At 48.4% G+C, this 23,654-nt stretch carries 22 protein-coding genes; 12 read left to right on the top strand and 10 right to left on the bottom strand.

Translation table 11 applies throughout. The annotated features are described in order from the left end of the window. Positions 1 to 644: 644 nt before the first annotated feature. Positions 645 to 3,797 (bottom strand): type ISP restriction/modification enzyme, encoded by a 3,153-nt coding sequence (locus QEZ41_RS01235; protein ID WP_289409538.1) that lies wholly within the window; start codon positions 3,795 to 3,797, stop codon positions 645 to 647. A 103-nt stretch (positions 3,798 to 3,900) separates the two neighbouring features. After that, positions 3,901 to 4,110 carry a hypothetical protein gene (locus QEZ41_RS01230; RefSeq protein WP_289409537.1) on the bottom strand — a complete coding sequence of 70 codons (210 nt, stop codon included), beginning with the start codon at positions 4,108 to 4,110 and terminating at the stop codon, positions 3,901 to 3,903. A 212-nt stretch (positions 4,111 to 4,322) separates the two neighbouring features. Here QEZ41_RS01230 and QEZ41_RS01225 point away from each other — a divergent pair, with 212 nt between their 5' ends. From QEZ41_RS01225 to QEZ41_RS01210, 4 genes are all read left to right on the top strand, one after another. Further along, positions 4,323 to 4,790, top strand: coding sequence for a TlpA disulfide reductase family protein (locus QEZ41_RS01225; RefSeq protein ID WP_289409536.1), 468 nt, complete (start codon positions 4,323 to 4,325; stop codon positions 4,788 to 4,790). A gap of 61 nt (positions 4,791 to 4,851) precedes the next feature. Next, the gene (arsC, locus tag QEZ41_RS01220) at positions 4,852 to 5,202 is read left to right on the top strand and encodes an arsenate reductase (glutaredoxin) (protein WP_289409535.1); all 351 of its coding nucleotides are present in this window, start codon (positions 4,852 to 4,854) and stop codon (positions 5,200 to 5,202) included. Next, positions 5,202 to 5,798, top strand: coding sequence for an NAD(P)H:quinone oxidoreductase (gene wrbA / locus QEZ41_RS01215; RefSeq protein WP_289409534.1), 597 nt, complete (start codon positions 5,202 to 5,204; stop codon positions 5,796 to 5,798). The genes arsC and wrbA overlap by 1 nt, the downstream gene beginning before the upstream one ends. Positions 5,799 to 5,800: 2 nt before the next feature. Next, positions 5,801 to 6,241 carry a DUF2069 domain-containing protein gene (locus QEZ41_RS01210; RefSeq protein ID WP_289409533.1) on the top strand — a complete coding sequence of 147 codons (441 nt, stop codon included), beginning with the start codon at positions 5,801 to 5,803 and terminating at the stop codon, positions 6,239 to 6,241. Here the strand turns inward: QEZ41_RS01210 and tcdA are convergent. Next, positions 6,147 to 6,986: a tRNA cyclic N6-threonylcarbamoyladenosine(37) synthase TcdA gene (gene tcdA, locus QEZ41_RS01205; protein WP_434556772.1), complete on the bottom strand. Its 840-nt coding sequence runs from the start codon at positions 6,984 to 6,986 to the stop codon at positions 6,147 to 6,149. The genes QEZ41_RS01210 and tcdA overlap by 95 nt on opposite strands. Positions 6,987 to 7,292: 306 nt before the next feature. On the opposite strand from tcdA, the gene QEZ41_RS01200 reads away from it, so the two are divergent. Continuing rightward, positions 7,293 to 7,742, top strand: coding sequence for a bacteriohemerythrin (locus tag QEZ41_RS01200; protein WP_289409531.1), 450 nt, complete (start codon positions 7,293 to 7,295; stop codon positions 7,740 to 7,742). A gap of 23 nt (positions 7,743 to 7,765) precedes the next feature. On the opposite strand, the gene QEZ41_RS01195 is transcribed toward QEZ41_RS01200, so the two are convergent. Together QEZ41_RS01195 and rnd are read right to left on the bottom strand one after the other, a co-directional pair. Continuing rightward, positions 7,766 to 8,059: a YcgL domain-containing protein gene (locus QEZ41_RS01195; protein ID WP_289409530.1), complete on the bottom strand. Its 294-nt coding sequence runs from the start codon at positions 8,057 to 8,059 to the stop codon at positions 7,766 to 7,768. Then, the gene (rnd, locus tag QEZ41_RS01190) at positions 8,056 to 9,180 is read right to left on the bottom strand and encodes a ribonuclease D (RefSeq protein WP_289409529.1); all 1,125 of its coding nucleotides are present in this window, start codon (positions 9,178 to 9,180) and stop codon (positions 8,056 to 8,058) included. Before rnd ends, QEZ41_RS01195 begins: the two co-directional genes overlap by 4 nt. 103 nt (positions 9,181 to 9,283) lie before the next feature. Between rnd and uvrY the strand changes: the two genes are divergently transcribed. Beyond that, on the top strand, positions 9,284 to 9,931 hold the full coding sequence (gene uvrY / locus QEZ41_RS01185; protein ID WP_289409528.1) for a UvrY/SirA/GacA family response regulator transcription factor: 648 nt from the start codon (positions 9,284 to 9,286) through the stop codon (positions 9,929 to 9,931). A gap of 46 nt (positions 9,932 to 9,977) precedes the next feature. Here the strand turns inward: uvrY and purU are convergent, their stop codons facing one another. Further along, the gene (purU, locus tag QEZ41_RS01180) at positions 9,978 to 10,829 is read right to left on the bottom strand and encodes a formyltetrahydrofolate deformylase (RefSeq protein ID WP_289409527.1); all 852 of its coding nucleotides are present in this window, start codon (positions 10,827 to 10,829) and stop codon (positions 9,978 to 9,980) included. A gap of 380 nt (positions 10,830 to 11,209) precedes the next feature. Between purU and mvaT the strand changes: the two genes are divergently transcribed. After that, positions 11,210 to 11,587 (top strand): histone-like nucleoid-structuring protein MvaT, encoded by a 378-nt coding sequence (gene mvaT / locus QEZ41_RS01175; RefSeq protein WP_289409526.1) that lies wholly within the window; start codon positions 11,210 to 11,212, stop codon positions 11,585 to 11,587. 47 nt (positions 11,588 to 11,634) lie between these two features. Here mvaT and sbcB read toward each other — a convergent pair whose 3' ends face one another. Further along, entirely contained in the window at positions 11,635 to 13,062 is a 1,428-nt protein-coding gene (gene sbcB, locus QEZ41_RS01170) for an exodeoxyribonuclease I (RefSeq protein ID WP_289409525.1), read from the bottom strand. A 700-nt stretch (positions 13,063 to 13,762) separates the two neighbouring features. Here sbcB and QEZ41_RS01165 point away from each other — a divergent pair. From QEZ41_RS01165 to QEZ41_RS01145, 5 genes are all read left to right on the top strand, one after another. Beyond that, on the top strand, positions 13,763 to 14,680 hold the full coding sequence (locus QEZ41_RS01165; RefSeq protein WP_289409524.1) for a universal stress protein: 918 nt from the start codon (positions 13,763 to 13,765) through the stop codon (positions 14,678 to 14,680). A 97-nt stretch (positions 14,681 to 14,777) separates the two neighbouring features. Beyond that, positions 14,778 to 15,437: a COG3650 family protein gene (locus QEZ41_RS01160; protein ID WP_289409523.1), complete on the top strand. Its 660-nt coding sequence runs from the start codon at positions 14,778 to 14,780 to the stop codon at positions 15,435 to 15,437. 34 nt (positions 15,438 to 15,471) lie between these two features. Then, complete coding sequence (gene gap / locus QEZ41_RS01155) at positions 15,472 to 16,470, top strand: type I glyceraldehyde-3-phosphate dehydrogenase (protein WP_289409522.1); 999 nt, start codon at positions 15,472 to 15,474, stop codon at positions 16,468 to 16,470. Between the two features lie 113 nt (positions 16,471 to 16,583). Then, complete coding sequence (ycaO, locus tag QEZ41_RS01150; protein WP_289409521.1) at positions 16,584 to 18,332, top strand: 30S ribosomal protein S12 methylthiotransferase accessory factor YcaO; 1,749 nt, start codon at positions 16,584 to 16,586, stop codon at positions 18,330 to 18,332. A gap of 242 nt (positions 18,333 to 18,574) precedes the next feature. Further along, a complete protein-coding gene (locus QEZ41_RS01145; RefSeq protein ID WP_289409520.1) occupies positions 18,575 to 20,566 on the top strand; it encodes a methyl-accepting chemotaxis protein in 1,992 nt (663 codons plus the stop codon). Between the two features lie 18 nt (positions 20,567 to 20,584). Here the strand turns inward: QEZ41_RS01145 and QEZ41_RS01140 are convergent, their stop codons facing one another. The 3 genes from QEZ41_RS01140 to QEZ41_RS01130 are packed head-to-tail and all read right to left on the bottom strand — an operon-like array spanning position 20,585 to position 23,528. Continuing rightward, positions 20,585 to 21,250, bottom strand: coding sequence for a LutC/YkgG family protein (locus tag QEZ41_RS01140; RefSeq protein WP_289409519.1), 666 nt, complete (start codon positions 21,248 to 21,250; stop codon positions 20,585 to 20,587). After that, on the bottom strand, positions 21,247 to 22,695 hold the full coding sequence (locus tag QEZ41_RS01135; protein WP_289409518.1) for a LutB/LldF family L-lactate oxidation iron-sulfur protein: 1,449 nt from the start codon (positions 22,693 to 22,695) through the stop codon (positions 21,247 to 21,249). The genes QEZ41_RS01140 and QEZ41_RS01135 overlap by 4 nt, the downstream gene beginning before the upstream one ends. After that, on the bottom strand, positions 22,692 to 23,528 hold the full coding sequence (locus tag QEZ41_RS01130; protein ID WP_289409517.1) for a (Fe-S)-binding protein: 837 nt from the start codon (positions 23,526 to 23,528) through the stop codon (positions 22,692 to 22,694). The genes QEZ41_RS01135 and QEZ41_RS01130 overlap by 4 nt, the downstream gene beginning before the upstream one ends. Positions 23,529 to 23,654: the final 126 nt, after the last annotated feature.

The following is a 23,654-nucleotide window of genomic DNA, read 5'->3' as shown; positions in this document are numbered from 1 at the left end:
TCCCTTCAGGCACTGTAAGGTGCTGGCACTACGACTGTCATGACGTGCGTTCCGCACAAAAAGCCGTTAATGGCCTGCCACACGAAGGAATCAGACCCTTTTTAAACATGCGTGCGGGTAGCGCTCAGTTACAGATCATCTGCCCACCCACACTTTGGCATGCCCTGCCATCGTTGCGGATATAGGTCGACCCTGCACCCTGGTTATACCGCCCGCCTTGGTTGTCCCAACAGCCGGTCTGATCGCAATTGGTAATCACACTGGGCGCTGGATTTGAAGCCGCAGCTTTTTGCTTGTGATCCAGCGAAATGCGTTCGATTTCTTGTGCACTGGCTCCCGAAGCACAGCCTGCCGACATGGCTCGCTGGCGTGCGGTAAGCTGGCGGTTCTGCGCCCCTTTGTACGCTGTATTGGCTTCACGGCACAGAACACTACGCGCCTTGGCTTGACGCGGCCCACTTCAATTTTTGCAGTGTCGTTATCCGTGGCGCAGCCGTGCTTGGTAAAGGTGATTTCACCGTTGGGGCCAGTGCACTTATACATCTGTGCCAAGCTGGTGCCAGGAAGTACAGCTAGCACAAATATCGCTGCGGCCAGGCATTTTCTAATCATTGTTCAAATCCTTGTCAGCTTTGGCTGACGGGTTATTCCAGCCCTGATAGCTCAATACCCTGCATGATCTCTGCCGTGCGGGCGAGAATTTTCAGGATGCTTTGGTAATGTTTCAATTCACTGAAACTGAGCGGGAGATCCTTGCGGTCTTTCAGCCACTTCTGCGCGGGCTGATAGCCGCCAATGTAAAACTCCCAGACGCCATCAGGCACCTGGTCGAAGTACTGGGTTTTGTTGATCCATATCTGGCTATTTTGCAATCTGGGTTTGTCGATGCAGTTGTCACCGTCACCCAGTAGCGGGTATGGGGTGTCGCCTATGGCTGTAGGTTGCATCAGATGAAGCTGGCGCAGCTGGCTGCCCTGTTCACGCAAACGCCAAAACTCGTCAGGACTGGCTGGCCAGGGTATACGCGGGAAGTCATATTTCAGAAACTCGGCATAGGTCTGACGATAAGCGGGACAATGCAACACGGCGTAAATGTAATCGAATATCGCCAGCTCGTCGGGTTCGCCGAACTCTGGGTGCTTGGCTAGCCGCAACAGCTTGCGGTGCAGCTTGGAATTGAAGTTAGCCTGACGTTCTAGCTGCTGCGTCTCGGCATCCATGGCGTAGGTATAAAGCGGCAATGAGTAACCGATTTCAGCTGTTTTGTTTGAGGTGAGACTGGACTCAGAAATGCCGATGTGAGCAATTACATGGTAAAAGCCGTCTGACGCTTTATGCTGCTTGCTGACCGCCATGGCCAGATTGTCATGCAGCATATGCCGCATCACATCATTGCGTGGATAACAGAGAAAACCTCGTGAATTGCCGGTATAAAGCGTCCAGCGGGTATCAAAAGGCCGGTAGGCAATGGGCACTACCTTGCTGATATCTAGGTTGTCGCGCACATCGTCTTGTGCCCAGGCCACTTGCCAGTCACGCACATCCTTGCCCAGCTTGTATTTCAGCCGTGCTTCTTCTGGCGGCAATTGGGCAAAGTCCTGTACCCGTTGCCACAGGTGGTTTTTGTCGCTGTCGATGGTTAGCGCATCGCGGGCCGTCACAATGCCCACCGAGTTGACCGGCATAAATTCGTGCACAGCAAAACCCTGCTGGTATTGCTCCTCCAGTGCATAGTTGCGCGGGATAAAGGCAAACTGCGGCTCTTGCGGCTGAATGTGCTGCCAGTCAAAACTGGCCAGCGAGCTGTCAAATAGCGCTTGGTACTTGTCTTCACGCCTGCCCCATAGATCGCCATGGAACACTTGCGCCAGCGGTTTGGCCGGAGCTTTTTTGCCTGTATCACGCTTGTGTTTGATGGCAATAATAATGCTGACACCCTGCTGGATATCAAACACATTGGTATCGGGTTTGCCTTCGGGCGTGACTTCTTTCTTCTTGCTATTACCGTGCAGGTCGAGCAGATAAATTTTGTCGAAGCTGTGCATCAGGTGCCAGCGCATGCCGCGAAAGGTGGGGTTATCCAGATAGCCATGGTTGGTGATAAAACCCAACACGCCCTCGCCATTCTGGCTGATCAGATGCTCGGACATGCGGATGAATTTTACATAGTCGTCGTTAAGCCACTTTGGGTTGCGCTCTTGCAGTTTTTGCTTGCCGCCGGGCTCTTTTTTGTAGGCGTCCATCAAGTCCATGATCCACTCGCCCTTATTGCTGCTTTCGCCGGCATAAGGCGGGTTGCCCAGAATGCACATGATGGGGTTTTTGCGCTTGATGTCGCTGGCTTCTCTCGCCTCGCGGGTCAGCCATTGCGCCATAAACAGGTCTTGAACTTCGCGCTCGCCTTCTTCCAGGCTGTTGGTCAGGTAAACACCCAGCCGTGGCGGGTTGCTGCCCGGCTGATAGCCCAGCTCGGTAAGAATCATGTCCAGCTTCATGTGGCACATGCCGTAAGAGGCCATCAGCAATTCAAAGCCATGCAGGCGTGGAATCAGGTCTTGCTCGATATAAGGTGTCCACATGCTGGGCGCAATGCTTTTGATTTTGGGCGCAATATGCTTGACCACTTCCGCCAGAAATGTACCGGTGCCGGTTGCCGGATCAAGAATCTGCACCCGGTGAACGTCCTTTTTCTGCGTAATGGCTTGGCCTTTTTTATCGTTGAGGTCGGTATCCCAGTCGATGGTAATTTTGCTGGTATCGGCCAGCCCGTCAGCCAGACCAAACTCGGTTTGCAGCACCTCGTCCACGGCGCGCACAATGAAATTAACCACAGCTTCCGGGGTGTACCAGACGCCACGGGATTTGCGTTTGTCTGGGTTGTAAGCTGACAGGAAGGTTTCATAGAAGTGCAGAAAAGGGTCTTGTCGTCCGGTCAGTTCGCCAAAGCCCTGCATGATTTGTTTTACGTCGGCGGCCTGAAATACGGCGGCCAGATCATCAATTACCCAGGCAATACGCTCATCCAGATCCACGCCGGCAATAAAGCCAAACAGGCTACGCAAGAAGGGGTTGGACTTGGGCAGCAGATGCAGGGCTTCTTGGCGGCTAAAATCTTCAGGTGTGTCATCGTGCAGACGGGCGGCAAACATGCCATAGGCAATGGTTTCCGCATACAGGTCGGCAAAATCGGCAATGCTGATATCGTGTATCAGCTGCTGCTTGAACGCTTGACAATGGCCATACAACTCACTGGTGCTGCCGTCATCAGCGTTTAGGGTGTTGGCAAAAACGTCTTTTATCAGTTGTGCCTTGCCCGCCATCATATTGGCCAGCACTTCGGGGCTGCTGATGCTTTGTGGGCGCTGGCTGATGAAGTCGCGCAGCAGGTTTTCCAATACCCCGAACTGGTCTTTATTGGGCTGGATGCCCATCAGGTAGTCAGCAATAGTTACCGATGCAAACAGCTCGCCATTGCGGTAAAAATCCCAGTCCAGGCAGTTGGTGTAAATCAGGTTGGGCAGGGCTTTGCGGTAACGATCCTGTTGTGCCTTGTTGGCGTCTTTCAGGTTGCGCAGGCCAATGTGTAAGTCTTTGGCCTCAACATGCCCTACCGCCAGTTCGCCACGCTGAATGATGAAGTCCGGCGCACCACAGGCAACACGCCTGGGTTCGTTGATGGCAGTGATGTCATTGCTCAGACTCTGAAACAACGCTTGCAGTGCGGGCCGGTAGGAATGCTCGGTGGCAGCTCCGGTTTTGTGGGTGCTGGTTACCTGTTGCAAAAAAGATTGGATCATTGACGGCGTTATCCCTATTCAAATCAGCATCTACGGCTATTGACCAATAGCAGGATAGTAACCATTAAGACCCAGTGTTGCCAGATAGGCAGCCAAGTATCAGTTAACGCTGATTTTTACGCTGTTGCTCCATATCTCGCAGCAGACCCGACAACTCCCTGAGTTTGGGGCGGATACCGCCTTTCCAGGCATTACTGGCAACCTTCGCTTTTCCCTCTTTGGTTACCGGCCCCGTGCTATTTTCCCATGGCTGCCATGACCGTATCAGCTCCGCTTGTCGCGCCCTTCTTTCTGGTGTCCATCCGTTCGCCATCTGGTCTCTCCAGCTGAAGGTAACCGCATATATCTAGCGGGTAAAATACAAGAACGCTATGGCTTGGGGAGTGCGTATCAAAATATGCCTTGTCCAAGCTGCTTTTTATTACACTTCATTTAACAGCCACCACCAGCGTGCGACATTAGGTGAGCTTGTAGATTTACCGTCCACACAACATAATCCAACCCTCACTTGCCATTCGTTAAGCCATGCAAACCTTCATCAAGCTATTTAGCATTTTTGCGCTAAGCCTGCTGCTTAGTGCCTGCCAACCGCAGCCCCCAGCTTTTACCGATCAAAACGACCAGCCACTGGATCTGGCCGAGCATTGGCTGGTAATCAACTATTGGGCAACTTGGTGCAAACCCTGCCGCAAAGAAGTGCCTGAGTTAAACCAGCTGCACCAAAGCTTGACACAGCAACCCATCAAGATTCTTGGCGTTAATTTTGATCAACTCAAAGGCGACGCATTGGTTGAGGCGAGCGACAGCCTTGGTATTCATTTCCCTGTACTCAGCCAAGATCCGGCCAAACACTTTAGTCTACCCAGCAGCCAAGGGTTACCTGTAACCCACATCATCAATCCGCAAGGAACGCTAGCCGCTACGCTGCTGGGCGAACAAACGGAGCAGAGCATTCGCCAGCGTTTGCTGAAACTAGGCGCGATAAAGCACTAACGTCTAGCCAGTTGGATAAGGCTTGCCTAGAATACAAGCTCGCCTTACACAGGAGCACAGCATGACTAACTATACTCTTTACCATAATCCAGCCTGCAGCAAATCACGCGCCGCTCTTGAATTACTCGAGTCGCGCGGTATTAAAGCTAAGGTTGTTCACTATTTGGATAACCCACTTACTCACGAGGAGCTGACCAGCCTGCTGGCTAAGCTAAACATCAATGCGCGCGACTTGTTGCGCAGCAAAGAAGATGCCTTTGATGAGTTCGGTTTAGGCAATTTAAACCTAGCTGATTCCCAACTTATTGAAGCAATGGTACAAGCACCGATACTTATTGAGCGTCCCATTTTAGCTACCGATACACGGGCGGTAATTGGTCGTCCTACAGAAAAACTATTGGAGCTTTTGTAATGCCTTCACCCTATATTTTAGTTCTCTATTACAGCCGTCATGGCGCTACCGCTGAAATGGCACGTCACATTGCCAAGGGCGTCGAACGCGCTGGATTAGAAGCCAAAATACGTACAGTGCCAGCAGTTTCTACGCAAGTAGAAGCTGTTACGCCTGCGGTGCCCGAACAGGGCGCGGTTTATGCCACCTATGATGATTTGAAAAACTGCGCCGGCTTAGCCCTAGGCAGCCCGACACGCTTTGGCAACATGGCCGCACCGATGAAGTACTTTTTAGATGGCACCATCAATCTATGGTTAACCGGCGAGCTGGTTAACAAGCCTGCTGGTGTATTCACCTCGACCTCAAGCCTGCATGGCGGCCAAGAAAGCACTCTGCTAAGCATGATGCTGCCATTGATGCATCACGGCATGTTGATTTGCGGGCTACCTTACAGTGAAGCGGCACTAACGCAAACTCAAGCTGGTGGCACACCGTATGGACCCAGCCATTTAGCTGGTCCGAATAGCGATAGAGCGCTGGATGAGTATGAGATTCAACTCTGTGTAGCTCTGGGCAAGCGTTTGGCAGAATTTGCCAAAAAGCTGGAGCAATAATCTTGGCGAAAAAAAACAAACCTCTCCCCGAATTAAACTGGCTGTTGCCTAGAGTAAAAATTAGCCGTGTGCTGAGCTTGGTTTCTTTTCTTGCCTTGATCGCTTTATTGCTCGTCTGGAATCTGTTTTTTGCCGACCTACACGGCGCACGACCTTGGGTCATTATTAGTATTGAACTTATAGCTCTGCTCATCATTGCACCCGGCATGCTGCTGGGTTCGCCACGCACACATGCTTGGGCTGCGTTTATCGTTAACCTTTATTTTATTAAAGGGGTGCTGGCCAGCATCGACCCTAGCCGTACCTGGCTGGGTATTCTAGAGATAATCTTAAGTGTCAGTTTGTTTTTCAGCGCCCTGTATTACACGCGCTGGAGCTTTCAGCTGATTCGCGTGCGTAACGCTCAGACGGACGCCGTGCGCCCGCCACTATCCGCTCAATAGCACGGCTGGCTGCTACCATGCCAAAGGTAGCAGTCACCGTCATGACCGCACCAAAACCACCAGCGCAATCCAATTTAACGCCCTCGCCGACAAAGCCCTTATTAAAACAAACCTCGCCATCAGGCTTGGGATAACGCAATTGCTCTGTAGAAAACACACAAGGCACCGCAAAGTTTTTGTTTGGCGTGCGGGTAAAGTTGTATTCGCGCTTAAGCTTAGCGCGCACTCGTGCTGCCAACGGGTCGTTATAGGTTTTATTTAAATCTGCAATTAGGATTTTAGTGGGGTCAATCTGCCCACCTGCACCGCCTACAGTCACAATGCCGATTTTACGTCTTTTACACCAAGCAATCAGCGCGGCTTTAGCCGTTACGCTATCGATACAGTCAACTAGAAAATCAAAATCATCATGAATAGTTTCAGCAAGATTATCGGCGCTAACAAAGTCAGCTACTTCGTGCACGAGAACAGCGGGGTTAATTTGCCGAAGCCGCTGCGCCATCACTTCAACCTTCATCTGGCCGACTGTACTAATCAGGGTGTGTGCTTGGCGGTTAGTATTGGTGACGCAGATATCATCCAGATCAAATAAAGTAATTTCACCCACACCAGAACGCACCAAAGCTTCGGCAGCCCAAGAGCCTACACCGCCAATTCCCACCACTGCCACATGCGCTTGTTGCAAATGCTGCAAACCTTGCTCACCATATAAACGCGCAATACCACCAAATCGTTGCTGCTCCACGAATACCTCACCCATTTTATTATATTATTTAGAAGCCTCTGAATAACTACCTGCGTAGCTACCACTGCGTTAAAAACGTACTCAAAATGCTCATTTACTCGGTGTAAACTGCGCTTTTTCGCACGTTTTTGCCTTGTGTTAGCGTCCTCGGTAACGTTATTCAGAGGTTCCTTTAATTATCCTTCAGCTTGATAACCGTTCTAGCTTTAGGCTAAATTGCATAAAATCCATACCCTTGATGACTCACGTCAAACCTTGACCTGTATCAAACCTATTATAGTTAGCGCCTTACTATAGGAGAGAGCAATGCCCAACACTTTAACCTGGTCTGATGAGTATGCTACTGGCATCGATATTGTCGATGAGCAGCATAAAAGACTCTTTGCATACTTTGAAGAGATCCAGCAGTGCATTAATGCCAATGATGAAGATCGCGTTGAAACTATTTGCCGCAACCTAATTGAGTACGCAATAACACACAACACCTTTGAAGAATCGCTGATGGAAAAGGCGGGTTACCCCATGCTGGAGCAGCACCATAAGATACATGAAGCGTTCAAACAGCGTGCTTACGGTTACCTGAAACAAATCCAAGAAGGCGCCGTTAAAATGAAAGTCGCTCGTACTGTACGTACCGATATAGGACTGTGGTTAATTAACCATATTAAGCGTGAAGACCAGCACTACGTACCCTATGTTAAAGCCGATCTTGAGCAAGGCTTTGTCGGGCGCATGCTAAAGCGTTTCTTTGGCTAATACTTACGCCCTTTTTTCTAGCATTACACTGGGTCGTTCCGGGTCAATAACTCATCAGGCAAGTGTTGTATATAGTCGTCCTCTACCGGCGGTAACTGTAAATGAAAACCCTGCGTACTAAGGTTTTCCAACACTTGCTCAATGTCCTCTTTCGCCAATTTACGCTCAGGTGATAACACCAAATCAAAAGCATGTTTTGGCCGACCGAATAATGTTAAAAGCTCCTCTGGCACTTTGGTTAATGCGTCTGCTTTTAACACATACAGGTACATGCCCATTTTCTTGGAACTGTGATACACCGAACAAATACGTTTCATTTACTTTCCTGCTCTAAAAAGGTTATCAACAAGGGCCCTAACATTTCTCTACGCCACCCACTGAGAGTATCAGGTAGCTGATAAGGTCCGTGCGGATAACCCGTACGCAATAAATCATTCAAAATCTTTTTCTTTAACACCATTTCTACTGCTATATGCTGCTGCTTGGCGAACTCTGCTAGCTTGCTACGCAAGGCTTTTAACAGTTTATTGGCTTCTGCTGGTAACGGCTGCGGCATAGGCTGTGGCCACTGGCTTTCAGGCAGTGAGCGCGCGTACTTGATACGCTCTAAAATAGCTTCCCCGTCACGTCTAATTGCTTGCGCATGCAAATCTTCATAGCCCGCAAGTTCGGCCAATCGTGACGGCTGTTTTAGCGCCAGCGCCAACAGTACTGACTCACGTAAAACAAAGTTACGCGGCAAATCCCTTTTTCTAGCCTGCTTTTCGCGCCATGCGCTCAACACCTGGAGTACCGCTGATTGCTGCGAATTTAAACGCCACGCCTGCTTATTGCTGCGCCACAACTCACCAAGCGCAACCGGGTTAAGCTGGGTTTCAACCAGACTAGCTCCGTCTGCCAGCAGCCATTCTCGTTTTTGCTCAGACAACTGAGCATCTAACAGCGGATAGAGTTGCGCCAGGTAGGTAACATCCTGCGCCGCATAGTCTTGCTGTTGTTCAGTTAACGGGCGTTGCAGCCAGTCTGAACGCGTTACATCCTTCGCTAAGTCAACGTCTAAAAAATGCTTAACCAGACACGCATAACTCCATGAAAAACCCAGATCAATAAAACCAGCCGCTAACTGGGTATCATACAAAGGCACAGGCAGCGCACCCGTTAGAGCCTGCAATACCTCTAAATCCTCACCGCAAGAATGCACAACCTTCACCACACTTGGCTCTTGCAATACTTGAGCAAAGGCAGACCAATCATCAATGGTGAGCGGATCCAGTAAATAGGCCTGCTCCCCACTGCTGACTTGCAGTAAGCCTGCGATCGGATAAAAGGTTTTTTCGCGAATAAACTCAGTATCCAGAGCAATAAAATCTTGCTTTAACCAGTGCGAACAGAGTTCATTTAACTGCTGCGAGTCATTTATCCAACTAATACTATGCATTGTGCTTCAATCCAGTACAAAAAAGTCTAGAGTATAGCTAGACTAGAAATGATTAATAATGTTTTGTGCATATTACAAACTCCACTATCTTAGAGGCGCAGGCTTGATCAAGCTATTGATTGTTGATGACCACGAGCTGGTACGTACCGGCATCATGCGTATGCTCGGTGACGCTACAGATCTACGTGTTATTGGGCAAGCACACTCTGGCGAAGAAGCCCTCGATATGGCCAGAGACTTAAATCCTGATGTTATTCTGATGGATATTCGTATGCCTGGCATTGGCGGTTTAGAGGCCACGCGCAAACTCAAGCAACGCCACCCCGAAATAAAAGTTATCGCAGTTACAGCCTGTGAAGACGAGCCTTTTCCTTCCCGTCTTATGCAGGCCGGCGCTCGCGGCTACCTAACCAAGGGTACGGATTTGCAAGAAATGCTGCTGGCTATTCGTCAAGTAGCTGCAGGCGATTATTATTTAAGCCCTTATATTGCCCAGCAGCTGGCGCTGCAGCCCTTTACTAACGCGCAACAGGATAATCCGTTAGCGAGCTTGTCTGAGCGTGAAATGCAAATCAGCCTAATGATTTCCCAAGGACATAAAATTCAAAATATCGCAGAAATGCTCAGTCTCTCGCCGAAAACGGTCAACACTTACCGATACCGTATTTTTGAAAAGCTTGGCTTAGAAAACGATGTCGAACTAGCTTTGTTTGCTGTACGCCACCGCTTAATTGATGCTGATAAAATTTAACCACCTAAATAGTGCCGGCTGTGCGCCCGCATTAGCTCGCATTTATCTAGTCGAAAATAACCGTTTTATTGTCATGTATTAGCACGCGGTCTTGCAGGTGATAACGTAAACCGCGCGCCAAAGCCATTTTTTCTACGTCCTTACCTAGGCGCACCATATCATCAATGGTGTTTCTATGGCTCACACGCACAACATCCTGCTCAATAATAGGCCCCGCATCCAGATCTTGGGTTACGTAGTGGCAGGTCGCACCAATTAACTTCACGCCACGCAGAGCAGCCTGATGATAGGGCTTAGCACCAACAAACGACGGCAAGAAGCTGTGATGAATATTAATGACGCGACCGGCATACTTGTCACACAACTGCGGCGGCAGAATCTGCATGTAGCGTGCCAGCACAACACAGTCCGCATCATGTTCTTCAATTAAGCGCTCGACTTCATCAAAGGCGGGCTGCTTGTTTTCAGCCTCAACCGGCACATGAAAAAATGGGATCCCGTGCCACTCGACCATGCTGCGCAAGTCATCATGGTTTGCAATTACACAGGGAATATCACAATCCATCTCTCCTCTATGCCAACGGTGCAAAAGGTCTGCAAGGCAGTGAGATTCACGGCTTGCCATTAACACCACGCGTTTCTTAACTGCTGAATCAGTCACCTGCCATTGCATGGAAAACTCTTTGGCAATAGGAGCAAACGCTTGTTTAAAACCTTCAAGATCAAACGGCAACGACTCTGCGCGAATCTCATGGCGCATAAAAAACCAACCACTTTGCTCATCAGCATGCTGGCTGGCCTGCTGTATCCAGCCATTGTAAGTAGCTAAAAAATTACTTACTTTTGCAACAATGCCCACTCGGTCAGGGCAAGCAATAATTAAGCGAAAAGTACGCATTTACAACTCCGCAGTCATACAAAACCAGCCATTCTACCTAGCTTGGCGCAATCCGTCAGCTTAATTGCACCTAGCACCCTGAGTAGCCATTTAAACTGTAGTGCTAAACCAGCTTTATCATCAAATACAACTACACGAACAATGTCACTTTGCCCATATATAAAGAGCTTTACAAAGTATATAGCGGGCTCTATGATAAGCACGAAAAATCTAATATCTATTAGTTTGATTAGCTAACAAATAGAAACTTACATTATTTATTAGCTTTTTTTGAACAAACTACCTATATCACACTCTACACATGAGCATTTCTGGATAACTATATTTACCAGGATGATTATGTTTTGCATGATTCTATTTAAACAAAAAACGGAGCTAACATGTCAATCATAAATAAGTACCGCGCTACGAAAGAAGCTATCAAAGAGCTGCAAGAGCAACTCGAAAACATGTCGCAAGACTCTGAATTGCAAAAAGAAATGGAGTTCGAAGAAAAACTACGCACATTAATGGCGCAATACGGCAAATCTTTGCGTGATATTAATGCGCTACTAGATCCACAATCAATACGCAGTTCTGTTGCTGGTTTAACTAAAGGCACAGGGCGCCCACACCGTACACGTAAAACCAAACGCTACACCAACCCACACACCAATGAAATTATTGAAACTAAGGGTGGCAACCACAAAGAGCTAAAAGAGTGGAAAGCACGCTGGGGTGCTCAAACTGTTGAAAGTTGGTCAATAGTTATTGACTAACCAAAGCAAAGAATAAAAAAGCGCCTAAACAGGCGCTTTTTTATTCTTTAGGTAATTTTATAAAACCGCTCTAACCGCCGCACGCGCGCCAACCAGCCCTGCATTAGCGTACTGTTTTGCTGCTCACTACTGAGCTGACTAAATGCCGCCATATACTCCTGTACTGTAAGGGGTGCTCCAGCCTGTTTATCAACTAAACGATTACGACAAAACACATGCCATTGTTTTAACTCAGCCTCAGTTAAGCTAGCTGGATAATTTCGCGCTCGGTATCTAAATAACAGCTCGGGTAAACGCTCATCATCAAAAGGCCACTGCTGTACAGCCAACTCTTCTGGTGTTGCTTGCTTAACTCTGTTCGATAGTGCCCTATCCCGGTCTTTTAAAAAGCCCTGATAAAGCTGCTGCTCAGGATCCGCTATACCGGCAAACTCTTCTGCGGCAAATACCACGGCTAGTTTTTCCGCCAGCTCTGATTGATAGGCTAATAATTTTTTGTAATTTGCTTGCCAGCGCTGCTCATCAATGGCTAAGCGTTGAATATCTTGCTCGCGCAAAACAGACATGGGCAGAACAACTGGGCATTTATTTGTGTGAATTAATTTTAACGGTATCGGTAACTCATCTTCTGCCAGCTCGCTGTGTCTGGTATACAGCCTGTCTTTTATCTGCTGCCCATCCAGCTCTATCAAGGGTGTTATGTCACTTTGCAAATCACATACAACATAAGCATTAGCGTTCGTTGGATGTTTAAACACGGGTAAAACAATCGCCAAACAATGGCGCTCCACGGAAAAACGACCAGAGATATGAACTGCAGGCTGACCGATAACCAGGTTATCCAGCACCGCATTCTTAAGCCTTAAGCCATACAGGTACTCATATAACTTTGGCTGCTGCTCTTTTAATAATCTTGCCATAGCAATAGTGGCACGCACATCCGCCAACGCATCATGCGCCTGCCCATGCGCGATACCATTAGCCTGGGTTAGCAACTCAAGTTTGAACGTATTGCGTACGTGTTCGTTAAGTGGCCACTGAATTCCTTCGGGTCGTAACGCCCAAGCACAGCGCAACGCATCTAATATATCCCAGCGGCTATTTCCCCCTTGCCATTCACGCGCATAGGGATCATAAAAATTACGATAAAGCGTATAGCGCGTTACTTCATCATCAAAACGAATACTGTTATAACCGGCCGTACAGGTGCCAGGGCGAGCCAACTCAGCCTGCAACTGTGCAATAAACTCATGCTCTGGCAAACCATGCTGCATCTGCTCTACAGTTATACCAGTAATTAGACTGGCAATCGGGTGAGGTAAAATATCATCGCTTAGCTGACAATACAGATTCAATGGCTCCGTAATTTCTTCCAGATTTTCATTCGTTCGAATCCCAGCTACTTGCAAGGCTCTATCGGCTCGCGGATTGATGCCCGTGGTTTCAAAGTCATACCAAAAAATACTTGCTGTCATCGCCTGCTCCGTTAATTATTTTTGCCCGCACCCAACACATCAAAAGCGGCCCTTCGCATTTAAGGGTGTAGCTGAATTCTAAACTCTCCTGACTTCAGCAGGCACCAGGCTATCAGTCCCACTGTAAAGCGGTTGGCACGCAGCCGGTTGCTTGGCGCAGCTCTTGTGGGAGCGCAACTCCTGTGGGAGCGCAACTCCTGTGGGAGCGCAACTCTTGCGCGATTGGAGTCTGAATCCGGCACAACCGGCTTTATCCTGTTGCTCTTGCGCGATTTCAAGTCCGCTTCGCGCATAAGATGCGCTCCCACATTCCCACAGTCCCACTGTAAAGCGGTTGGCACGCAGCCGGTTGCTTGGCACAGCTCTTGTGGGAGCTTACATTTTCCAAGTTCCCCGATATTTTTACCAGCCGATCAGATTTTTTCTACACCCTTAAATGCGAAGAGCCTCAAAAGCACGTATTAGTTTACTCGTTTGGTTAAAATTGCAGCTACGCTCTGACTGCTTCGCGTACAGTACCCAACACTTGCCTAACTCACAAAATGTTAGCAGTTTATATATGATCAAATCTGAGCTATTCTGCATTGCTATAAACTATTGTTAAACAGCCTCTGTAAATCCACTTCGTGCGTTTTTCAGAGACTGCCACGCAACAGTACCGCTTCAAATCAGTCTGAGTTTAATCGAGGAGTATTTTGTTATGGACTTGCTGCAGTTATTGGTAATCATTGATCCAGCATCTGAAGACTCACAACCCTCACTTGAGCGCGCCTCTTGGTTTGCCAGAAAAACTAACGCCGCCATAGAGCTGTTAGTGTGCGAGTACAACTCAGCTTTGGACGGTGGTTTTTTCTTTGACGGTCCCGCACAGCAAAAAGCTCGAGATTCCTTGTTAAATAACCGTATTAAGTGGCTGGAAACCCTAGCCGCACCTTTGCGTGCCGACGGCATTACCGTAACCACTAAAGCACGCTGGGGCAAGCCAATACACCGCCAAATTATCGAGCATGCCAACGAGTTAAAGCCTGATATTATTTTCCGCGAAGCGCATAAACACGGCATTTTACAACGCCTTCTTTTTAATAATATTTCTTGGCAGCTTATTCGTTACTGCCCCGTACCGCTTTGGTTAGTGCGCAGCGACAAAGCATGGCAAGGCGAACGTATCACCACAGCCATTGACCCATTGCACGCGGCTGATAAGCCAGCCATACTGGATCACAAGCTGGTCAGCATGGCCTGCAAACTGGCTGACAAATTAGGCATGAAAGCGGATTTCATTCACAGCTACGCACCGCTACCGCGCACCATGGTGTTTGATGCCGAACTGGTTGCGGCCTATGACGATTTCCTTGCACGCAGCAAAGATCAGCATAAAGCGGCCTGTACTGCCCTACTTAATCAGTACCCCATTGCGGAAGAGGAAAAATACTTGCTGGAAGGATTTCCTGAGCACACCATTCCAGAGCATACTCAAGACAAGAACACCGACCTGCTGATCATGGGCGCTATTTCACGTACCAATCTGCAAAACATTATGATTGGCAGTACCGCTGAACGCGTTTTTGAGTCAACTGATTGTGATTTATTGGTTATTAAACCAGATGGTATTAAGTAATAAACTTAGGGCGACTGTGCTAATTATTTAGCACAGGCTCGTTTGCAGCCATACCAATACTGTTGAATGCTAATTTTTGTTTCATGGAGGTAACACAATGCGTCAACTTATTTACGCTTTACTCGCGAGTTTGCCGCTGCTAACTGCCTGCCAATCTGCGCAGCAGCCAACCGAGCCGAGCCATCAAGACGAGCGTATTCAAGGTACTATTAGCCAAGATGCTGGGCACTGGTATGTGCAGCCCTGTAGCACAAAAAACCGTTTGCAATTGAGCTTTGCTAACGCCCAAATCGAAGAAACCTTTAACTCATTTGCCAGACAACAGGGTATGCCAGCTTTTGTAGACTTGCGTGGCGATTTAAACAATCTCACTCTTGAGCAAGCAACCCACATTACAATCAACTCTTTCTATCGCATCCAACTTGAAGGTCATGCTTGCGATGATCCTGACTTTGCTAAGCTCATCCTTCGCGTGCACGGCAACGAGCCTTTTTGGACTTTATTGCTGGGTTCTGACGGTTTGCTGCTTGCGCAACCTGGCCAGCAACCCCTAGCACTGCCCTATATAGAAGAGCAACTGCCTGATGGCTTCACCTATATCAGCAGCCAAGCTGATCAAGAACAGTTGCAGCTTTGGCTAAGCCCCCAGCATTGCACAGACAGCATGAGCGGTGCATTCAATCACCTTTCCGCCATGCTCGATTGGAACGGACACATTTTTAATGGTTGCGGCCATTATGGTGCTAAACGCGAATAATAACCCCCTAAATAAAAATCAACGGAGAACGACAATGCTAAGAATCGCCATTAATGGATATGGACGTATTGGACGCAATATTTTACGCACGCTTTTTGAGCGCGAGCTGCATAACAAAATTGAAATCGTTGCTATTAACGATCTAGGTTCTGTAGAAACCTTGGTACACCTGACCCGCTTCGACTCAACCTTTGGGCGCTTCGGCAGTGACATCCAGGCTGGTGAAAACAGTATGCAAATTGCTGGCAAAACCATTCGCATGCTGAAAGAAAGCGAAACCAAAAACCTTCCGTGGAAAGAGCTTGATATCGATGTAGTGCTCGACTGTACCGGTCGCGTCAAAAAACGTGAACTGGCAGACGAACACATTGCTGCTGGCGCCAAACGCGTACTCTTGGCGCACCCATTAGACTCAGCCGACCTCACCGTTGTGTATGGTGTTAACCATAAACTGCTGGCCGACCAAACTGTTGTATCTAATGCTTCGTGCACCACTAACTGCTTGGCACCACTGGTAAAAATCCTGCACGACTCCTTTGGTATTCAGCAAGGTCTGATGACCACAGTGCACGCTTACACTAACGATCAAAACTTGCTTGATAAAAACCACAGCGATCTCTACCGTGCGCGTGCTGCGGCACACTCCATTATCCCAACCAGCACCGGAGCAGCCAAAACCATTGGCTTGGTTATCCCTGAGCTGGCAGGTCGTCTTGATGGTTTGGCCGTTCGAGTACCAACCATGAACGTATCCTTGGTTGACCTGAGCTTTATTGCAGAACGTCCCGTCGATGTCGATAGCGTAAACGCTGCTTTACTAGAAGGCGCTAAGCAATATCCCGCTGGTGTGTTTGAGTGTAACGAGCAACCATTGGTTTCTTGTGATTTCAATGGCTATCCAGTATCCAGTGTTGCCGATATCACGCAAACCCGCGTTCAAGGCCAACTGGTTAAAGTACTGTCTTGGTACGACAACGAATGGGCCTTCAGTAACCGTATGCTTGACGTGCTGATGTACTGGCACAAGCTGTAATACCACTTAACGCACAACCTGCAGATTAATCGCTGCAGGTTGTGCGTTTTCATATCCACTGCTAAAACACAGCAGAACCTTCTTTAAACAGCCTGCATTCGCAGTTGGATTTTATGTCTACCGCAACCCTAATTCCTGGCAAAGATGCCGCTTTAGAGCACAGTATTGCTCGTTTTCAACAACAACTCACACAACTTGGTTTTACTATCCAAGAGGTTTCTTGGCTTAATCCTGCGCCACACGTATGGTCCGTGCACATTGCCGATCGTGATTGCCCGCAGTGTTTTACCAACGGCAAAGGCACCAGCAAAGAAGCTGCTCTGGCCTCTGCCCTAGGTGAGTTTTTTGAACGCTTATCCTGCAACTATTTCTTTGCGGATTTTTATCTGGGCGAGCACATTGCCCATAGCGAGTTTGTGCATTACCCCAACGAGCGTTGGTTTGCACTCACAGAAGACGACAGTTTGCCTGAGGGTTTACTCGACGAGTACTTGTTGGATTTTTATCAGCAAGAGGCGCCACTGGCAGCCAGCCAACTGATTGATCTGCAATCCGCCAATGAAGAGCGTGGGGTATGCGCCCTACCCTTTGTCCGCCAGAACGACCTAGAACAGGTGTTTATTCCGGTTAATATTATCGGCAATCTCTATGTCTCCAACGGTATGTCAGCGGGTAATAATCGTTATGAAGCGCGCGCGCAAGCCCTGTCAGAAATTTGTGAGCGCTACGTCAAACAGCGCGTGTTAACCGAGGCTTTAAGTCTGCCGCACATACCTGCGGATATATTGGCTCAGCACCCTAACAGCCATGCGGCTCTTGCCTATTTGGCAGAGCAAGGCTTCCCCACTTTAGCCCTCGATGCTTCCTTAGGCGGTGTGTTTCCGGTGGTGTGCGTGCTGTTATTTAATCCTGACAATGGCGGCTGCTTCGCCTCTTTTGGTGCGCACCCAAACTTTGCCATTGCACTGGAGCGCACTGTTACCGAACTGCTGCAGGGTCGTAATTTACACCAGCTGGATGTTTTCCCTGCACCCAGCTTTGCCAATAATGAAGTTGCCGATCCAACTAACCTTGAAACTCACTTTACCGATTCAAGCGGCTTATTTGGCTGGGACTCGCTGCGTAAAACCACAGACTTTGAATACTGCGCATGGGATTTCCAAGGCGATACACAAACCACCTTCGAGCATCTGGTGCAGCTTATCGAGCAGCAAGATTTCAGCATCTACATTGCCGACTACCAGCACTTGGGCGTTGATGCCTGCCGCATACTCGTGCCTGGTATGTCAGAAATCTATCCCATCGAGGATCTGTTCTACGCCAATAATAACCTTGGCAATGATTGGCGTGAGTTGATTTGCCAACTTCCTAGCACAGCAGCACAGGCGGAGGATTATCTAGGTTTAATCGAGACTATCGAAGAAGACAACCTTAGTGATGATCTATTACTGGCTGAATTATTAGGCTTGGCGGTTACCGCTGATGACCCTTGGGGCAGCTTGCGTATTGGTGAGCTCAAAGCCATGCTCGCTTTGGCAGCTGGCGCGCATCAAATTGCTTTGGACTGGGTGCGCTGGACGCTGGACTTTAACAGCAGCACCTTTACTAAATCCCGTCGGCAGCATTACTTGTGCCTTGCCGCATTGCTGGAATTTCAACTCTCGCGTACACCACAAACATGGGTTGAGTATGAGCACGCTTTTACCTTGGCCTATGGCACACAGCAGGTTGCCGACTGTCGCGCAGTACTGTTAGGCGAATCCCGCTTTTATGGCTTAGCGCCTTTAGATAGTCAATTAAGCCAACTGCCGGCGCAGCAAAAACTGATTCAGGCGTATCAAAAATTACAACGCTGCAAATAACTCATTACAACCTATTACTGCGCCTTAAGCAGTAGCCCACAATTTAATGAGGCTACTGCTCTTTACAGCTAGTTTTGTACCCTCGTACCCCCTACTAAGCATTGCTATTACTTATAAGAACCATCCAACGCTCGCATGACCGCAATCAAGTTTCATTTTTAGCTCTCAGCTATTGCTTGTACTAAAGGAGCATACACCTACAATACCCCAGCATACAGGTCGGTTTTTATAGGCGCTCTATTATGCGATTTAATAATCTTAAATTAAGCCACAAGCTTATTCTTAACCTAGTCTTACCCCTACTAGGCTTGGCTTTTTTAGCTGGTTTTGTCATGAACCAGCAAATGCAATCCTGGCAAACCGCCAGCAACGTCGAGCAACTTAGCGCACTTTCCAACCATGCAGCCGCAGCCTTACAACACTTGCAACGCGAACGTGGTCGCAGCGCTAGCTTTTTAGGTTCGGCGGGTAGTCGTTTTAGCCAAGAACTACAAGAGCAGCAGACTCAAACCGATCAACAAATAAGCAAGCTCAATCAATATTTACAAGATCATGACACCCAAGTATTCGGCCAACAATTTACTGACACTTGGCAAAACGTACTGGATGAACTCGCACTGCTGCCACAGCAGCGCAGCCAAATTTTAGCGCTGCAAATTTCCGCCGACCAAGCTATTGAGTTTTATAGCCAGCTCAACGCCAAGCTGATAAACGCCACCCTAACCCTGACTCAAATAGAGGCCAGCGCACAAATTTCAAACATCGCTGCTGCCTACACCCAAGCTCTGCACGCCTCAGAAAACGCAGGAACTGAGCGCGCCATTCTCAGCGCCGTCTTTAGCAGCAAAGAGCTTTCATTTGACAACTTACGTGCTGTGTTGCGTCTGATGGCGCAGCAGGCTTTGCACACCAAACAATTCATCGAGCGTGCCAACGCTGAACAACAGCTCTATATCGAGCAAAAACTAAGTCAGCCCGTCATTCTGCAGGTAGAGCAAGCGCGCGAACAGGCTATCCAAAGCGCAAATACTGGTGTATTCGTTACTGAGACGGCGGATTGGTTTGCAATGTCTACTGAAAAAATTAATATCTTGCATGAAATTGCCCACTATTTCAGCCAAGAACTCGGCAAGCACACCACAGCTTTATTACACACAACCCAACAGCAATTTATTTTCACGCTCATTATGTGTCTGGCTATTTTCTTCAGTGCTGGCTTATTTTCTTACTGGCTGTCACGCCAACTGGTACAACAAATTCACTGCCTGCAAAGCAGCATCGAAAATATTGAACAACAAAACAACCTGAGTTTGCGCGCACCCGTTAATTCAACGGATGAAATTGGCCGCACCAGTCAGATTTTCAACCAGATGCTAGAAAAATTTCAAACCACTATTAAACAAATGCACCAATCGGCTCTACAGGTTGCTTCCACGGCTGAGGAGTTATCCGCCACTACCGTGCAAACCAATCAAGGCATGTTACAAAACCGTCAGGAAACCGAGCTTACTGTGGTCGCCATGAACCAGATGTCAGCCAATGTGCAGGAAGTTGCACAAAATACAGCACAAGCAGCACTCGCCGCACAAGAAGTCGAAGAACAAAGCCAAGCTAGCAACAAGGTCAGTCATGATGCCTTAGATAACATCAGCAATTTAGAACAAGAAATTAAAAACGCAGAGCAAGTAGTGCGCGGTCTAGCTAAGAGTAGCCAAAAAATTAGTACCGTGATGGATGTTATTCGTGGTATCGCCGAACAAACCAATCTCTTAGCACTTAACGCTGCGATTGAAGCAGCCCGTGCAGGCGAGGCAGGCCGAGGCTTTGCCGTGGTCGCCTCAGAAGTGCGCTCCCTTGCCAACAGCACCCATGAGTCGACTTTGGAAATTCAAAACCTTATTAACAGTCTACAAAGCGGTGTCACTGAGGCCGTGGAAGTGATGCAGCAGGCCAGTAATCATGCCCTTTATAGTGTCGAGCTGGTAGAAAATTCTGTGCAGCTGCAAAACAATGCCGCGCAAAACCTCATCACCGTAACCACCATGAATGCACAGATCGCTACCGCCACCGAGCAGCAGCGTGCCGTCACTGAAGAAATCAACCACAACATCGTCAGTATCGGTCAGGTGACTGAGCAAACAGCGACTAGCACCGAGCAAGTCGCCATCGCCAGCGAAGACTTAGCCAAACTAGCCAGTCAAATGCAAGCCATGGTGGAAAGGTTTAAGGTGTAAAGAAAGATGCGTGCCAGCTCACGCATCTTCCACCAGTAACACAATTAAGTCTTTTGGCCCATGAGCGCCATAGGCTAAGACTTGTTCGATATCAGCAGTTTTTGAAGGGCCAGAAATTAACAGTAAATTGCTTGGCATGGGTTTGGGCCAGTGCTGTTGGGCTTGATAGAGGTTATCATAAATCTGGCTGGCTTTAAGTAGCGCAATATGCAGCGGTGGCACTAGGCTCATTAGGCGTGGTTCGGCTGGGCTGGGTTGTACTACCAAGGTTCCTGTAGCGGCAATCCCTGCAAGCGTGCCGGTCAAACTGGCCGGTACTTCATCAAAAAGTTCACGCTTCCACTCTTCAATGGGGCGGTCATAAGCCAAGAGTTTTAAGGCTGAATCTTCATTTTCACAGTAATTAGCCAGCGCTTTGCCATGGGCTGTGGTTGGAGCAACTAATAGCTTGTTAATGGCTCGTTCGGCTAAAAGCTTGCACACCAGTGCAGGCCAAGCTTGGCTTGATGTTAGATGCACTTCGCTGTGTACTGCAGTCATTAATTCTTTTAAACGGGTGATTCTTTCTTCTGGTTTATAGCGCCAAGGTTTATCCACTAAGCTAGCGTCAAAAGGGTTGGCTAGCGGTTGAGTGCCTTCTAAACTTTGGCGTAGGCTGGCTAGAATTTTATCCCGTGCACTCATGATTTTTTCTCCAAATGCTTTTTTGCCAACTCATGCAAGCTACATTTTGCGGGCCTAGGGGCGCTGTGATTTTGTGTCCAAGCACCTAGCTTGTTGGGTGTGAATTTGCCTAGGCGTGTAGCTAAGAAAGTGCCGGTTTTATACAGCAACGGCTGGCTATTAAAGTATTGCCACCCTTTCCACAGTAAGCGTTCTTTGGCGGAATAACGGCTGCCCTGCCCAGCCATTATCTGGGGTTGCTGCTTGGGTGATTTAACGTTTTCTTCACGCAGGCGGCGTAACAAAGCAGGAATGGGGATTTTCACTGGGCAGACTTCACCACAAGCACCGCACAAAGAAGAGGCTGAAGGGTGGTCTGGCGTGTTTTCCAAACCTAAAAGATGTGGCGAAATAATTTTACCTATGGGGCCAGGGTAAACCGTGCCGTAAGCTTGCCCACCAATGCGTGTATAAACAGGACAATGGTTCATACAAGCACCGCAACGAATGCAATTCAGTGTTTGCCTTAATTCACTGTCTGCAAAGGCTTGGCTACGGCCATTATCCAGCAACACTAGATGGACTTCTTCTGGGCCATCAAGCTCATCTGGCTGGCGTGGTGCAGAAATCATATTTACATAGGTGGTAATGCCTTGCCCTAATGCAGAGCGAGTGAGTAGTGACAAGAGCGGCACTGTGTCTTGCAAGTTGGCAACCACTTTTTCAATACCTGTTACGGCAATGTGTACGGGCGGAACCGTGGTAGACATGCGGCCATTGCCTTCGTTTTCCACCAACAACAAAGTGCCTGTTTCTGCTACAGCAAAGTTAACCCCTGAAATACCAATATCCGCCTGAAAGAATTTTTCTCTTAAAATACTGCGTGCTGACTGAATCAAGCTGTCCACATCATCGGTATAGGGTAGCGCTAAACGGCTTTCGAAAAGCTTACCCACCTGCTGCGCATTTTTATGAATCGCTGGCATTATAATGTGCGTGGGTTTTTCATTATCTAGCTGAATAATGTATTCGCCCATATCTGATTCAAGCGCTTCAATGCCGTGTTCAGTCAAGTATTCATTCATGGCCATTTCTTCACTGACCATGGATTTACCTTTAATCACCTGCTTGGCATTGCGGGCTTGAGCAATGTTTAAAACAATGGCATTGGCTTCTTCGGTGGTGCTGGCCCAGTGCACTTGAATACCCTGCTTGGTTAAATTGCTTTCCAGTTGCTCCAGCAAATCGGGTAGTTGCGATAAAGCACTGGCTTTAATTTTATTGCCCAGTTCACGCAGGTTTTCACGCTCATCCTCATCGGGCATGGAAATAATGCGTTTGCTAATTAAAGAGTCCATGGCGCTGCGCATATTAGTACGCAGTTGCTGATCTTTTAACGACAGGCGTGCGTTAGCTTTAAGGTTGCGCGCAGTGACATCGACGGCGTGGATACGTTGGTCACTCATGCCCTCGGCTCCTGTTTAGACTGGGTGCGTTGCCATAAAAAACTGGCTAGGTGCTGACCTAGTAATGGAATGTTTTGTTTTTCAAAGGCGCCATTAATATTCAATAAACAACCGCTGTCGGCGCTCACCACCTGCTGTGCACCACTTGCTTGTATGGCTTGGGTTTTATCCGCCACCATAGCACCTGAGATATCAGGCATACGCACCGAAAAAGTACCGCCAAAACCGCAGCATTCGCTTTCATGATCGTGGTCCACGCGCTCTACATGGCTTAACTGAGCAAGTAAGGCACGGGCATGCACATGGGTATTCATTTCACGACGGGCAGAACAGGATGTATGCAGCGCTACTTGCAGCGGCTCGCCTTGATCAGCCAGCTGCACCTTGCAGACATGCAGTAAAAATTCGGCCAACTCATAGGTGCGCTCGGCTAAATTCTGCACTTTAGCCAGTGTTTCAGGTTCATCTTTAAAGAGGTCAGGATAGTGCTCACGGAACATGCCTGCGCAAGAGCCAGACGTGACCACCACTGGCCAACCTCCTTTAAACAAGTCAATCTGAGCGCGCGCTACTTCCCGTGCCTGTTCCGTGTAACCTGAGGTGTAGGCGGGTTGCCCGCAGCAGCTTTGCCCCTGCGGAAAATCAACGTTAATGCCTTCGCGCTCTAGTAAGTGGATCGCATCCATACCGGCTTCAGGAAAAAACAAGTCCACCACACAGGTACCAAATAAGTACACCGTTCGCGGCTTGCTGGTTGGGTAGTCCCGTGCGGTTTTACGTGGTGGGGCAACACGGGTTTCTTGCGGTGCGGCGTTATAAAATAGATCGCTCATAGAAAGCTCCGCAGTCTGAGTATAAAATTTAAAGGGTATACAACCTAGGGGAAGAGCATACATCAGCCAAAAGCTTTGTAGAGGTCGCTATGACTATAGTGTAACGCCATGTGTTAGAGCGGTAGC

Source organism: Thiopseudomonas acetoxidans (assembly GCF_030362935.1).
Lineage (GTDB): Bacteria > Pseudomonadota > Gammaproteobacteria > Pseudomonadales > Pseudomonadaceae > Thiopseudomonas > Thiopseudomonas acetoxidans.
The sequence above is the reverse complement of the archived record's forward strand: the minus strand, read 5'-3'. Positions and strand labels throughout refer to the sequence as shown.